The organism is Vibrio ruber DSM 16370 (genome assembly GCF_900163965.1).
In the GTDB taxonomy this organism is placed as follows: Bacteria; Pseudomonadota; Gammaproteobacteria; order Enterobacterales; family Vibrionaceae; genus Vibrio; species Vibrio ruber.
Genome location: NZ_FULE01000042.1, coordinates 1 through 15,211 on the forward strand (window position 1 = coordinate 1; position 15,211 = coordinate 15,211).

Consider the following 15,211-nt stretch of genomic DNA (forward strand, 5'->3'; position numbering starts at 1 on the left):
CTTTCTCAACGTTGCGACTCCAGCTTGTTTGAAGCCTTGCTGAATAAGCTCTGGCGATAGCAACTCGGCATATTTTTCAAAAGTATGGAAGGTATTACAGGACTTAAAGGCTGTGGCTAATTCGCTTTCAAAACGCATAAAGAAAATCCGATATCAGATAACTAATATCGGATTTTGAAGCCTTTTAAAGATCGGTCAAATGATCTCGAAAATTTCTTAACTGATCGGCATTACCCTGCGGGGAGCTTTTTTATTATCCATGATAACCCGGTGTTTATACCGCGAAACGCTGACAATCCTCGAAAAGCTCGGTGGAACGCTGATCGACCCCTTTACTGGCTTTTCTGAGTCTTTGATTATTCTCTTCTAAATTTTTCATCGAAGATGAAATCTCCACCATGTTATCCGCCATTGAATGACTGGTGACCGCCAATTCTTTGATGGATTCAAAAATCATTGCGGTCTGACTGGCAGCTTCATTGGTTTTGTCAGTAATATGAGAAAGTGCCCGTATCGCTTCCAGCCCTTGCTCCTGACCACGTGACATAGAACTTTCAGACTGAGCGATATATTGAATCACTTCTGCACTTTCACGTTTCATTGTCTCAATGGTTTCGGTTATCTCGGATACCGCATCGACCGTTTTGACCGCGAGATTACGGACTTCATCAGCCACAACAGCAAAGCCGCGTCCCTGTTCCCCCGCACGGGCAGCTTCAATTGCCGCATTTAAAGCCAGTAAATTAGTCTGCTCAGCAATCCCGTTGATAATTTCCATGACAGCATCGACTTTCTCTGAAGCGGACTCAAGTTGCTGAATATGCCCGGCCGCTGATTGCAAAATATTGCCGACATCTTGGATCGACTGAATTGCCGTCTCAATAATTTCGCCCCCTTCATGTGCTGCTGCAGTGGATGCTTGACTCACATCTGCCACAAATTCAAGTGAGTTACTGACTTCCTGAGTCGTAACACTGACTTGCTCCGTCGCAGAAGCAAGCAGATCGGTCTGACGCACGATCTGAGTCTGGGAAGACATCAGTTGATCTAAGCCATCATTGAGATCAGCGGCATCACCAGAGAGTGCCTGACTGTTTTTCTGCACCTGATTCACCAACACGCCTAGATGCTCACAACTATTATTTAAAGCAATGGCCAGTTGATTAAATTCATCCTCGTGGTTTGCCGTGATCGGTAAACGCTTTGATAGATCACCTTGAGATAGCGCATCCAAAAATATTTTAGTCTGTGCCAAAGCACGCGTAAGTGACAGTCTCAGGGTAATAAAAATGGTAATCGTGAGTGCGGCAAGCGCGGCACAGGCAGCCATCACCGACCATAATGTCTGCGTTGCCTCCTGGTGGGCGGTCTGTTGATAATCGTAACTAACCAGTTTTAACTGCTCCGAAGCATTCTGAATCAATTGCTGCACGGCTTGCTCTGAGGCCGATAGTTCCATCTCATAGTTTTTTACTTGCTGAGATAATTCACCAACCCGGGCAAAGGTCTGTTTAAACTGATCAACGTCTGATTGATAGCTTGACAGCGCTGCGTAAAGCTTAGATGTGTTGATAAAGGTTGCCATCGCACGATTGAATAACTTGAGATTTTTTTCATTGGGGGCTAGTAAATAATTCTGCTGAGATTTAATCATCGCCCGAAAATCCGAACGAATCGTCACCATTCCGGTTTCTTCAATTTTTGCTTCAATCTGCGCTGCAAGTTGCGTCAATTCCCCCTTCTTCCCTTCACTGATACTAAATCCCAATTCAGATTTAGTTTTCAGCCAGGGATGCATCGCGTTTTCAAACCGAGTCATGGCTTCAAAGAGCATCTTGCCTTCACGTTCAAAACCGGCATTCTTAAGAAAACTCACATCCTTATCGATATCTTGACTCAATTCAGCCAGCAATTCAGTCACTCGGGAGACATCTTTAATCTGGAGCGCATTTCTTTCCGCGGCCAGAGATAATAATTTTGTCTGAGAGGCAAACAGCTTAGTTGTCCCCTGAGAAATTCCCCCGCTCAAATCATACTGGGATGTCATCATCGATAACTTCCGAGCAATAAATCCCCCCATGACTAAAAAACCAAAACATAAAACCACAATAAAAATAGCAATCTTCCGTTTTTGCGATAATTTCAGTACATCCATGACTACCCTATCCTTCAATCTATCCATCATTAACGAATTTATTACACGCGTCACAAAATTACTACAATTTTATACTGAAATAATCGACTCCTTGTTTCAACCAGCGGGAAAACATCAATCCATCCTTCCGATATACGAATCAGAATTAAAAGCATTGAAATACAGGACTATTTTTTAAGCCACACCCTCTCAAAAAATCAGGGGTCAAAAAGTCGCGGATTCGATATTGCCGGGTGAGTTAGGTCTATATCATTGCATGGAAATGTAATAAAATGACGGGTAAATCCTCCAAAGAGAAATCATCATGTCAACTCTAGGTCGTATTCATTCTTTTGAGACATGTGGCACCGTTGATGGCCCGGGCATTCGTTTCATTGTTTTCATGCAAGGGTGCCTGATGCGCTGCATGTATTGCCATAACAGAGATACTTGGGACGTTCATGCCGGAAAGATGATTTCTGTCGAAGAAATCATTCAAGAAGCAAAATCTTATCGCCATTTTATGAATGCATCCGGTGGCGGGGTGACATGTTCCGGTGGGGAAGCCATCCTGCAACCTGAATTCGTCAGAGATTTCTTCCGCGCAGCTAAAGCAGAAGGCATGCATACCTGCCTCGATACCAATGGCTATGTCCGCAAACACACCCCCGTCATTGATGAACTGCTTGATGTGACCGATTTGGTAATGCTGGATATCAAACATATGCAGGATGAGGTACACCAAAAACTCATCGGTGTATCCAATCACCGGACGTTGGACTTCGCCCGCTATCTACATAAAATCGGTCAGACAACCTGGATCCGCTATGTGATCGTTCCCGGATATACGGATGATGAAGATGCCGCTCATCAGTTAGGGCAATTTATTCAGGATATGAATAATATTGAGAAAATTGAGCTGCTCCCCTACCACAAACTCGGGGCACATAAATGGGAAGCCATGGGGATCGACTATCCACTGGATGGTGTTCAGCCTCCGTCAAAAGAGACCATGGATAATATTGTTTCGATCCTGAATCAGTACCATTCCAATGTGAAATACTAACCACAAAAATCAAATTTACCGGGGTGTACAAGGAATGAAACATCTCGGCCATCAAATAATACAAATCAGATAAAAACCCGTATTGAGATCATGTTTCAGGCACGCAATTCACGTTACTCTACTGATAACAATCTTTTATCATTCGAGTAGGAATTTGCTATGGAAATGACCAATGCTCAACGCCTTATCCTATCCAATCAATATTTATTGATGTCACAGCTTGACCCGGCAAATGCTGAAAAGTATAAGCGTTTCAGAACAATTATCGAACGTGGTTATGAATTACACATGCGAGAATTGAATAAAGAATTTGGCTGTCTGCCAGAAAGTGAATGCAGTGAAATTATCAATATCATGGAAATGTATCATGCGATGCAAGAGTCCTATAAATTGTTGACAGAAGCAGCTCAAACCCAGATTGATGCAAGACGTCTGCAATTTTTAGGCTTTGATCTATCGACAGAAACACAATTAGTTCACTATGTTCGTTTTCTGGTCAACTCCGAAGGGTTGTATACCCAGTTCGAACAGGGTGAGCATCAGTTTAACAGTCAGGTACCCATGCTGGATAAATATCGTCGAATGGCAACGAAATGGCAGTCATGTCCTCGTCAATACCATCTCTCTGTGTCTGAATTCCAACAGATATTCAACGCTTAATCTCTCATGTCACTCCGGGCGGCAATCAAAGTGTCGCCCGAAAACGCTATCAATCGAATTCACCATTCAAACGAAAAATATCTACCTTTCCATCGAGACAATTCGCTCTTCACAACCTTCCGCTAATTTTTGTTAAATTGATAAAACATTCATTTAACAAATCATTTAAACATCCAGTATGACGCAGGCCAGATTTTTTGATTAAACACATATTTTTTAAGCAGAATTGCTAATTAGCGACTAGTCTTAAAGAGTGTGCGATTTGTGTTGAAGCGTTGACATGTCATTAAGACATTTTAGAGGGAATGAGCTATGAGTATATTCGACCATTTTCAAGCGCGTTATGAAGCAGCGAAGGAAGAAGAGTTATCACTACAGGACTTCTTACAGTTATGTAAAGAGGACAAAAGTGCCTATGCCAACGCTGCCGAGCGTTTACTATTAGCCATTGGTGAGCCTAAAGTCATCGATACATCAAAAGATCCCCGTTTGAGCCGTATTTTCTCGAACCGGGTGATCTCTCGTTATGATACTTTTAAAGACTTTTACGGCATGGAAGAATCCATTGAGCAGATTGTCTCTTATCTGAAACATGCGGCTCAAGGACTGGAAGAACGGAAACAGATCCTCTATTTGCTCGGTCCTGTCGGCGGGGGTAAATCATCACTTGCAGAAAAACTAAAATCATTAATGCAACAGATGCCCATCTACGTCCTCAGTGCAAACGGGCAACGGAGTCCGGTGAACGATCATCCATTCTGCCTGTTCGATATCAGTGAAGACGGAGAGCTACTCAAAACAGAATACGGGATTGATCAACGCTATCTCCGGACCATCATGTCACCATGGGCAGCCAAACGACTGCATGAATTCGGTGGAGATATCACCAAATTCAAAGTCGTCAAATTACGGCCATCCATACTGGATCAAATTGCGATTGCCAAAACAGAGCCGGGAGATGAAAACAATCAAGACATCTCTTCATTAGTCGGTAAGGTTGATATTCGTAAACTGGAACATTTCTCTCAGGATGACCCTGATGCGTATAGCTATTCTGGCGCACTGTGTCGCTCCAACCAGGGCTTGATGGAATTTGTTGAGATGTTTAAAGCGCCCATCAAAGTGTTGCATCCCCTGTTGACTGCAACTCAGGAAGGTAACTATAACGGCACAGAAGGTTTATCCGCCTTGCCATTTGAAGGGATGATCCTCGCCCACTCGAATGAGTCAGAATGGCAGGCATTCCGTAACAACAAAAACAACGAGGCATTCCTTGATCGGGTTTATATCGTCAAAGTGCCTTACTGCCTGCGCGTCTCTGAAGAGGTTAAAATCTATCAAAAACTGTTGGATCACAGTGAACTCTCTCTCGCGCCTTGCTCACCCAGCACCCTGGAAACGCTGGCACAGTTTAGTGTTCTGTCACGTTTGAAAGTACCGGAAAACTCATCCATTTTTTCCAAAATGCGAGTCTATGATGGTGAAACGCTGAAAGATACCGATCCAAAAGCGAAGAGCTATCAGGAGTATCGGGATTATGCCGGGGTTGATGAAGGAATGAACGGACTATCCACACGTTTTGCCTTCAAGATACTCTCCCGAGTATTTAACTTTGATCAGACTGAAGTTGCTGCCAACCCGGTTCATCTGTTTTATGTCATCGAACAACAGATAGAGCGAGAGCAGTTCCCTCAAGATACAGCCGAACGGTATCTTGAATATCTCAAAGGCTATCTGGTACCACGATACGTTGAGTTCATCGGCAAAGAGATTCAGACCGCTTATCTGGAATCTTACTCTGAGTACGGGCAAAACATTTTTGACCGTTACGTCACGTATGCTGACTTTTGGATTCAGGATCAGGAATACCGAGACCCGGAAACCGGACAACTGTTTGACCGCTCCGCGCTGAATAGTGAGCTGGAAAAAATCGAGAAAACAGCCGGTATCAGTAATCCAAAAGATTTCCGCAATGAAATCGTGAACTTTGTTTTACGTGCCAGAGCCAATAATAGTGGTAAAAATCCTGCGTGGACCAGTTATGAAAAACTGCGGACTGTGATTGAGAAGAAAATGTTCTCCAACACAGAGGAACTCTTACCGGTTATTTCTTTCAATACGAAAACATCCTCTGAAGAACAGAGAAAACATGATGATTTCGTCGCACGGATGATGGAAAAAGGTTATACCGAGAAACAAGTCAGGTTGTTATCTGAATGGTATTTACGCGTTCGTAAATCGTCATAAATCATCTTGCACCATACGCTCGGTGCCGTCGGAGGCAGAACTTCAAAGATGTCCCTTTAAAGTGTTGTGATACGGTAACTTTAAAGGCCACACTCGAAGATAGCGAGTTGAGGAGAAACGCTGAACGTCAACTCGCTTCTGCTTCCAATCCGGGGGAACCATACAACAACTCATACCCTATCGGGTTGTTGTTCGGTGATGTTAAGTAAAGGGGATATTCATGGCGCAATTTATTGACAGAAGATTAAATGGTAAAAATAAGAGTGCGGTGAATCGCCAACGCTTTCTCCGTCGTCACAAGCAACAAATCAAAGAGTCGATTGCAGATGCGGTGAATCGTCGCTCAATTACCAATACCGAATCTGGGGAAGACATTTCAATCCCTAGCAAAGACATTAAAGAGCCAACATTTCATCAGGGGAAAGGTGGCCTTAAAGAACGCGTGCATCCCGGAAATGACCAATTCATCACGGGTGATAAAATTGACCGTCCACAACAAGGTGGCGGCAGTGGCTCCGGTCAGGGAGATGCCAGCGCCGATGGTGAAGGTAGTGACGATTTTGTTTTCCAGATTTCTAAAGATGAATATCTCGATATCTTGTTTGACGATTTGGCTTTGCCGAATCTGAAGAAGCAGCAAGTCAATCGGATCGTCGAATGGAAAACCCACCGTTCCGGCTATCAAACCGCTGGTGTACCAGCCAATATTTCGATTGTTCGTTCACTCCAACAATCGTTGGCAAGAAGAACAGCGATGACTTCCGGTAAACGACGCCTGCTACATGAGCTTGAAGAAGCTCTGGCAGACATTCAGAATCTGGAACCGGCACAACCACTGGAAGAGAAACGTCTCCAGCAGGAAATATTGGATATTCGTAAAAAAATCGATCAGGTACCATTTATTGATACCTTCGATTTACGTTATAAAAATTATGAGAAACGGCCTATCCCTTCCAGCCAAGCCGTGATGTTTTGTCTGATGGATGTCTCCGGTTCAATGGATCAGGCAACGAAAGACATTGCCAAACGTTTTTATGTCTTGCTCTATCTATTTTTAACCCGCACCTATAAAAATGTTGAAGTCGTATTCATCCGTCACCACACACAAGCGAAAGAAGTGGATGAACATGAATTCTTCTATTCGCAAGAAACCGGCGGAACGATTGTATCCAGCGCACTCAAACTAATGCATGAAATTGTCGAAGAACGTTACCCGCTCAATCAGTGGAACATCTACGCTGCACAGGCATCTGATGGCGATAACTGGGCGGATGACTCCCCTCGCTGTCGTTCAATCCTGACTGAAAACCTACTACCGAGCTGTCAATACTATGCATATATTGAAATTACACATCGCTCTCATCAGACACTCTGGCATGAATATGAAAAATTACAGGCAAGTTTTGATAACTTTGCGATGAAAAATATTCAGTCCGTGGATGATATTTTCCCCGTGTTCAGGGAATTGTTTCAGAAAGAAACAACAGCTTAGGAGGGACTTTTGAATGGTAACCAAAACAAAGTCGGCACCTGACAAGCACCAAAGTAAACGGCTCCCGGACGGACCGGACTGGACGTTTGATTTACTCGACCGCTATCACACCGAGATCAAACGGGTTGCAGAGCATTATCGTCTGGATACCTATCCAAACCAAATAGAGGTCATCACATCTGAACAAATGATGGACGCCTACTCAAGTATTGGTATGCCCATCAATTACAACCATTGGTCTTTCGGTAAGAAATTCATTCAGACAGAACAGGGCTATAAACATGGTCAGATGGGATTAGCCTATGAGATTGTCATCAATTCTGATCCCTGTATTGCTTACCTGATGGAAGAAAACACCGTCACCATGCAGGCACTGGTGATGGCTCATGCCTGTTATGGACATAACTCTTTCTTTAAAGGGAACTATCTGTTTCAAGCGTGGACGGATGCCAGTTCGATCATCGACTATTTACTCTTCGCTAAAAACTACATCAGCGAATGTGAAGAAAAGTATGGGGTCACAGAAGTTGAGGATATTTTAGACTCTTGCCATGCCCTGATGAATTTCGGTGTGGATCGGTATAAAAGGCCGGAAAAAATATCGATTACTGAGGAGAAAATTCGCCAAGAACAGCGTGAAATGTATTTACAGTCTCAAGTGAATGAACTCTGGAAAACACTGCCGAAAACCGAACCAAAATCAGAGGATGAGCGCATTCGCTTTCCGAGTGAACCGCAAGAAAACATCCTCTATTTCATTGAAAAACATGCACCGTTACTTGAGCCGTGGCAACGCGAGATTGTACGAATTGTCAGAAAAATCAGCCAATATTTCTATCCTCAAAAGCAGACTCAGGTGATGAATGAAGGATGGGCAACGTTCTGGCACTATACCATCTTAAACCACCTCTATGATGAAGGACTGGTCTCGGAAAAATTTATTCTCGAATTTCTGCACAGCCATACCAGTGTGGTCGCTCAGCCATCATACAATAGCCCCTACTACAGTGGGATCAACCCATATGCATTAGGCTTTGCGATGTTCAAAGACATTCAGCGGATCTGTCAGGAACCGACGGAGGAAGATAAAGAGTGGTTCCCGAATTTAGCCGGAACTGATTGGTTGGATGCCGTTCATTTTGCGATGAAAAACTTCAAAGATGAGAGCTTTATCAGTCAGTACCTCTCACCTAAACTCATTCGAGATTTTAAACTTTTTGCCATCACCGATGATGACCGCAAGAACTTTATTGAAGTCAATGCAATCCATGATGAACTGGGCTATCAGAAAGTCAGAGAAAAGCTCGCAGCACAATACAACCTGAGCAATATTGAACCCAACATTCAGGTTTACAATGTTGATGTCCGCGGTGATCGTTCTCTCACGCTCCAGTATGTCCCTCAGGATCGTATTCCACTCGATAAGAGCTATGAGGAAGTTTTAAAACATTTGCATCGTTTATGGGGATTTGAAGTCATTCTGGAGGAAGTCAAAGATACAGGCAGAAGAGAACGGTTGGCGGTTTGCCCAACCAAGGAGACAACCCAACTCCCGGCAACTCCCTAACAAAATCAAGTCAACAAGGCGTGACTAAACACATTGGCACCACAAAAAACGGATGGGGTTTCCCATCCGTTTCTCTTAGTGGTCTTGGGCAATAATCGCTCGAAGGTGAGCCAAATCTGCCTCGGTATCCACACCAATCGGTGGTGTTTCCACAGCGACATCAACGTGAATCTTCTCACCGTACCAAAGGACGCGCAGCTGTTCCAGACTTTCAATTTTCTCTAATTGACTTGGTTCCCACTGGATATAGGTTTGAATAAATCCGGCACGATAAGCATAGAGACCGATATGCCGCAATAATGGTGTGTAAATGTCAGGCTGCTGTTGGCCATATCTGTCACGATCCCACGGAATCGTCGCCCGACTAAAATAGAGTGCATATCCCTGATGATCCGTAACAACCTTGACGACATTGGGATTGAACGCTTCTTCACGATCCGTAATTTCAACCGCAAGTGTCGCCATCGGAACGTTATGATTTGCCAGATTTTCAGCCACCTGAGTAATAATTGCGGGTGGAATCAACGGCTCATCACCTTGAACGTTGACCACAATATGATCATCCGGAATCGACAGTTTTCGCACCACTTCTGCCAGTCGCTCCGTACCGGATTGGTGTTCCGCTCCCGTCATACAGACTTGTCCGCCGAAGGATTTAACCGCTTGTTCGATTCTTTCATCATCCGTCGCAACTACAACACGCTCAGCTCCGGACTGAATTGCCTGCTCATAAACACGCTGAATCATACTCTTCCCACCGATATCAGCCAGTGGCTTTCCCGGTAACCGGGAAGACTGATAACGCGCAGGAATCACCACAGTATAGGCAGTCGTCATCAGTGTCCCTCTTCCATCGACATGATTCGGGCTTCAGGCTCCAGCAACACTGGAATTCCCTCTCTGATTGGATAGGCAAGTCGATCAAATTTACAAATCAACTCTTGTTGCTCTTTATCATAGGTCAGTTTCCCTTTACATATCGGGCAGGCAACAATTTCAAGCAGACGATGATCCATAGTGTTTAATAACCTCTTCAATTGATCGTAATATTTTTTGCGCATCCACAGGGCGGAATGTCGCAGATACGGGTAAATACCACCAGTTATCTTGCGCAAAGGGAAGACATTTCACTGCATCTTTTTCCGTCATGATAATATGTTCGGCTGCTGCGACAATCCCCTCAATATCACGAGCACTATATTGATAATGATCGGCAAACCCCCGTGTCGCAACCAGAGACGCGCCTAGCTGCAATAAGGTCTGAAAAAAACGGGATGGGTTACCAATCCCTGCAATGGCGGTTAATTTCCCTAATTGTTCAACATCTCGGCAGATACCGGAACAAAGGTGAACGGCTTGCTGAGGTGCCAGCGTCATCGGCATCTCATTCGCTTCGGGTGTTCCGCCATTGTTAATCACAAAGTCAACCGACGCCAGTCGGTGTAGCGATTCCCGCAACGGGCCGTAAGGAATAAACCGCTGATTACCAAAACGTCGTTGCCCGTCAACAACCACAATTTCAATATCCCGCGCCAACGCATAGTGTTGTAAACCATCATCGGCAACCACCACATTTACACCTTGCGTCAACAATGCTTGTACCGCATCTGCGCGGTTTGGTGCCACAGCAACCGGTGCACCGGTTCGCTGATAAATCAGTTTTGGTTCATCACCACAATGGTGAACGGGTGTCTCTTGAGTCAGCAGTAACGGATATTGTGGCGCTTTGCCCCCATACCCCCGGGAAATCACCCCCGGTGTCATTCCCATCTGCTGTAATGCTTCCACCAGCCAGACAACGACGGGTGTTTTGCCATTCCCGCCAGCGGTAATATTACCGACGACAATCACCGGAACCGGAGCCCGATAGGTTGGCTTACGTCCTTGCTGATAAGCTTTTCTGCGCGCTTCACTGATCCAGCGGTACAGCAGACTCAGCGGCCATAAAATCGGTGCCAATAACTTACCGAGAATATGATTTTTAAACCAGATGTCCTCAATCACAATTTAGCTACCAAACTGAGTACGATGGAGTTGCGCATAAGCACCATGCTTTTCAAGTAATGCTGCATGGTGACCTCTCTCGATGATTTCTCCGTCATCGATAACCAAAATTTCATCCGCTTCTTCAATCGTTGATAGTCGGTGCGCAATCACTAAGACAGTTTTATTCTTCTGCAACTCAGCTAAAGCTTCCTGAATCGCTCGTTCTGATTCTGTATCCAGTGCCGATGTCGCTTCATCCAATATCAGCACCGGTGCATCTCTGAGCAGCGCCCGGGCAATGGCAATCCGTTGGCGCTGTCCGCCAGACAGGCTGGCACCATTCTCACCGATCAAAGTATCCAGACCCGCAGGCATATTATCAATGAATTCCATTGCGTGCGCCTGCCGGGCTGCGTGTTCAACCTGTTCCCGGGTATAAATTCCCTCAGCTGCATAAGCAATGTTATTTGCGATCGAGTCGTTAAACAGATGCACATTTTGCGAGACCACCGCAAAATGCTTCCTGAGATTTGCCAACTTATAGTCCCGAATATCGTGCCCGTCTAACTGAATGACACCATCATCGACATCATAAAAACGGGTAAATAAACTGGCAATGGTACTTTTCCCCGACCCGGAACGACCAACCAAAGCAACAGTATTGCCTGGTTTGATCACGAAAGAAATATGAGAAAGGGTCGGTTTTTCTTTGCCTTGATAAGTAAATGTCACATCATCGACTTGGACCAATCCAGTCACAGCATCCGCTTCATAATTGCCGGTATCTTTTTCAGTTTCCAGATCCATCAATGAGAATAATGTCTGGCTGGCAGCCATCCCGCGTTGAAAATCTGATGTGACATTAGTGAGCGCTTTTAACGGGCGCATCAAACCAAACATGGCAGAAAAAATCACCGTGAATGTACCGGGCGTCAATTCAGAACGAATCGAGTCCACACTAGCTAAAAACAACACCGTCACCAACGCCACAGATGCAATCATCTGAATTACCGGATTAGCGATAGCCTGAGCAGCAACCAGCTTCATTGTCTGTTGGCGCATCCGGTTGCTGACATCATCAAAGCGTTTACATTCGACGTCATGACCGCCATAACTAAGAACAACTTTGTGTCCCTTCAGCATCTGCTCAGCAGACGAGGTGACCTGCCCCATCGCATCCTGCATATTTCTGGATATTTTCCGAAACCGCTTTGACACAACTCGAATCGCTACAGCAACAACCGGCGCGACAACGATTAAGACCAGAGATAACTCCCAGCTATTCCAGAACATCAATGCCAGCAGCCCGACGATACTGGCCCCTTCACGGACAATACTGACCAAAGCCCGGCTTGTGGCACCGGCAACCTGTTCCGTGTCGTAGGTAATCCTTGACAATAATCCACCGCTGGATTCCTGATCAAAGAAACTCACTGGCATATGCATGAAATGGTTAAAGATTTTCCGTCGCATCATCATCACGACATTCCCTGAAACCCAGCTCAAACAATAAGATGACACAAATCCACTGAGCCCGCGGACCAACATCATAGCTAAAATAATAAACGGCAGAATTTTCAGAAAATTAGATTCAGCGGAACCGAACCCTTCATCCAACAGTGGCTTGAGCAGGGAAACCATGTAGGTATCCGAGGCAGCATTAATAATCAGAGCAATAACGGCAACAAACAAACCTGACTTATATAAGCGGATATAAACCCAAAGACGCTTAAAAGTTTGCCAAGTTGTTTCATCATTTATATTTGACATAGATACCATGGTACTTTTCATCGAGAATAACCGCGCCATTCTACCTGTTTACGCAGCATCTGCCTATACCATGGCGAGAAGGTGTGTTTACGCATCGTCTTGACCTCACGTTTTCTGCCTGAAAAGACAATCTCTACCTGACCGGATATGGCGGTATCCAGCCATTGTGTTCCGTTTTGCTGATACCGCTTCACCACACCGGCATTCGGCAAATGCCAAGCATTAATCCCGGCCAGAGAAGCAATCGCGACCTGAGCCCCCACCCGCTTCACCCATAGTAAGGAAGACGATGTATAGCTGCCATGGTGAGGCACAATGACCACATCGCTACTGAGCGGTAGATTCTGTTGTAACATTTGCCGTTCACTGCCCTTTTCAATATCACCGGTTAACAGGACAGAATGTCCGGCATCATCGGAAATCCGAATCGTACATGAGTCATCATTATCTGCTTTATCAACGCGTTTCGGCGGCCATAGCACCTCAAACATTAGTGCTTGCCACAGCCATGAGTCGCCTTGTACACAGGGCTGATATCCGCTCATCAACGCACTGGCTCGTTTGAATCGGGGGTGCCAGTTTTTTTCAACATCAAAACGACCACCGGCATGATCATTATCCGAATGACTGAGAATCAACCCATCCAGATGCCGAACCCCTCGCTGCCTTAAAACCGGGGTTACCACCGACTGAACCATACTCCCGCCCGGCCAGCTTTTCCCGGTATCGTAGAGAATGTAGTGTCCATTTTTCTCAATCAAAATCGACAAACCATGACCGACATCCAGAATATCAATCTGCCAGCCGGTTGTTGTATCACGACCAACCGAGAACCCACACATCATGACCAGAAAAAAGCCGATACTGCGGGGGGATAGAATCGGCCACAATAACACCACCACAGCCGCAATCATTAAAAGATAAATCAGGGAAGACGGTGTAAACAGCCAAGCAGGAGCAGCAAAACCGGCTGCCCACATTACCGGTTCAAGTAACACATGGATCATCTGCCATATCAGTATCGCCGAGCCACCACAACTTGTTATCCCCAAGCCGATAAAAATCAACGGCACGATCAGCACACTAAACCAAGGAATAAATACGATGTTATACAGCGGCGCCACCAAGCTCACACCACCGAAAAAATAAGCACTGACCGGCAACATGCCGAGCATCAATACAACATGCCCTTTTATCTGCCGTATCAGTTTCCGGATGCGGTCACGGTGTAGCGCATCTCTCTCCTGACTGACCAGATAAAGTACCAAGAAAACTGCCGCAAACGACATCCAGAAACTGGCAGAAACACCGGCAAACGGATGAATGGTTAATATGCCGCTTAATGTGAGTAAGAATCGATCTTTGAGACTCATTCGAATATGGCTCAGCCTCAATACAATATGGATGAGTAACATCAGCATCGCCCGTTGAGTCGGTAGTGAAAAACCGGCTAACCATGCGTAAGTCAAAGCAGAACATCCGCCGAAGATAACCGAGAGCCATAGCCAGCGACGCCCGAACCGAGAGATAGGTATCCCCAGAAAGAAGCCAAATGAATAAGCAATCCCGATGTGCAAACCGGAGATAGCGATCAAGTGTGCTAAACCACTCTCTTTGAGAATCCGCCACTGTTGATCGGTTAACTCATTGCGGTTTGCAAAAGAGAGCGCAAGGATGATCCCTTTCAACGGGTCGTCTTCGAGTTGTCGGGCGACTCGTTGAAACAACCGGTAACGCCAAGAGTCTTCCGACTGCTGCACCTCAATATCTGAACGGGCAAATACTTTCGCAACAATACCCTGACTGAAAAAATAGCGCTCACTATCAAATCCCGCCTCATTGAGTAACCCTGTAATTGGTTTGGCGGTGGCCGACATTTTCAATATATCACCGGGGTGGTATTCAGTGGTTGTATATAGCTTGACTTTTGGTTGCATCCACCACCTAATAGATGTGTTATTTATCGATAACACGTGCGCTTGCACACTATAGCCAAAACTATTTTGTGTAAAAAAGCTGTCAACTTTAACGTTTATGGTAATATCGTGTTCAAACTGAAATAAAATGTCAGATTGTCGTTTGAGTATGTTTCCGTACAATAATATCAACACCAAGGCGATACATATACCGATGGTGTGCCATAATTGCATAATCCGGAGAGCAAAAAACAACAGTAAGACACCCCACCAGCAATAAATCATACCGGGCATCTTCGGCCAGTAGGGTGATGATAATAATGTTAAACAATAAGAACTGATTAACCAGTTGTTTTTTATAAGAGCCATCGTT

The 15,211-nt window shown here is 45.1% G+C and carries 11 protein-coding genes; 5 read left to right on the forward strand and 6 right to left on the reverse strand.

Features of this window, described 5'->3' with window-relative positions:
* Nucleotides 1–274: 274 nt before the first annotated feature.
* Nucleotides 275–2,155, reverse strand: coding sequence for a methyl-accepting chemotaxis protein (locus tag VR7878_RS14895; protein WP_077336855.1), 1,881 nt, complete (start codon nucleotides 2,153–2,155; stop codon nucleotides 275–277).
* A gap of 304 nt (nucleotides 2,156–2,459) precedes the next feature.
* Between VR7878_RS14895 and pflA the strand changes: the two genes are divergently transcribed.
* The 5 genes from pflA to VR7878_RS14920 all read left to right on the forward strand — a co-directional run bounded on the left by pflA (nucleotide 2,460) and on the right by VR7878_RS14920 (nucleotide 9,166).
* A complete protein-coding gene (pflA, locus tag VR7878_RS14900; RefSeq protein ID WP_077336856.1) occupies nucleotides 2,460–3,200 on the forward strand; it encodes a pyruvate formate lyase 1-activating protein in 741 nt (246 codons plus the stop codon).
* 159 nt (nucleotides 3,201–3,359) lie between these two features.
* Complete coding sequence (locus VR7878_RS14905) at nucleotides 3,360–3,860, forward strand: YfbU family protein (RefSeq protein WP_077336857.1); 501 nt, start codon at nucleotides 3,360–3,362, stop codon at nucleotides 3,858–3,860.
* Between the two features lie 312 nt (nucleotides 3,861–4,172).
* Nucleotides 4,173–6,107: a PrkA family serine protein kinase gene (locus tag VR7878_RS14910; protein ID WP_077336858.1), complete on the forward strand. Its 1,935-nt coding sequence runs from the start codon at nucleotides 4,173–4,175 to the stop codon at nucleotides 6,105–6,107.
* Nucleotides 6,108–6,327: 220 nt separating this feature from the next.
* On the forward strand, nucleotides 6,328–7,599 hold the full coding sequence (locus tag VR7878_RS14915; protein WP_077336859.1) for a YeaH/YhbH family protein: 1,272 nt from the start codon (nucleotides 6,328–6,330) through the stop codon (nucleotides 7,597–7,599).
* 13 nt (nucleotides 7,600–7,612) lie between these two features.
* A complete protein-coding gene (locus VR7878_RS14920) occupies nucleotides 7,613–9,166 on the forward strand; it encodes a SpoVR family protein (RefSeq protein WP_077336860.1) in 1,554 nt (517 codons plus the stop codon).
* A 75-nt stretch (nucleotides 9,167–9,241) separates the two neighbouring features.
* Here VR7878_RS14920 and kdsB read toward each other — a convergent pair whose 3' ends face one another.
* The 5 genes from kdsB to VR7878_RS14945 are packed head-to-tail and all read right to left on the reverse strand — an operon-like array spanning nucleotide 9,242 to nucleotide 15,207.
* Nucleotides 9,242–10,003: a 3-deoxy-manno-octulosonate cytidylyltransferase gene (gene kdsB, locus VR7878_RS14925; RefSeq protein ID WP_077336861.1), complete on the reverse strand. Its 762-nt coding sequence runs from the start codon at nucleotides 10,001–10,003 to the stop codon at nucleotides 9,242–9,244.
* A complete protein-coding gene (locus VR7878_RS14930) occupies nucleotides 10,003–10,182 on the reverse strand; it encodes a Trm112 family protein (RefSeq protein WP_077336862.1) in 180 nt (59 codons plus the stop codon). The genes kdsB and VR7878_RS14930 overlap by 1 nt, the downstream gene beginning before the upstream one ends.
* Complete coding sequence (gene lpxK / locus VR7878_RS14935) at nucleotides 10,163–11,170, reverse strand: tetraacyldisaccharide 4'-kinase (protein WP_077336863.1); 1,008 nt, start codon at nucleotides 11,168–11,170, stop codon at nucleotides 10,163–10,165. Before lpxK ends, VR7878_RS14930 begins: the two co-directional genes overlap by 20 nt.
* 3 nt (nucleotides 11,171–11,173) lie before the next feature.
* Nucleotides 11,174–12,922, reverse strand: a complete 1,749-nt coding sequence (msbA, locus tag VR7878_RS14940; protein WP_077336911.1) for a lipid A ABC transporter ATP-binding protein/permease MsbA — start codon at nucleotides 12,920–12,922, stop codon at nucleotides 11,174–11,176.
* Between the two features lie 17 nt (nucleotides 12,923–12,939).
* Nucleotides 12,940–15,207, reverse strand: coding sequence for a DNA internalization-related competence protein ComEC/Rec2 (locus tag VR7878_RS14945; RefSeq protein WP_077336864.1), 2,268 nt, complete (start codon nucleotides 15,205–15,207; stop codon nucleotides 12,940–12,942).
* Nucleotides 15,208–15,211 lie beyond the last annotated feature (4 nt).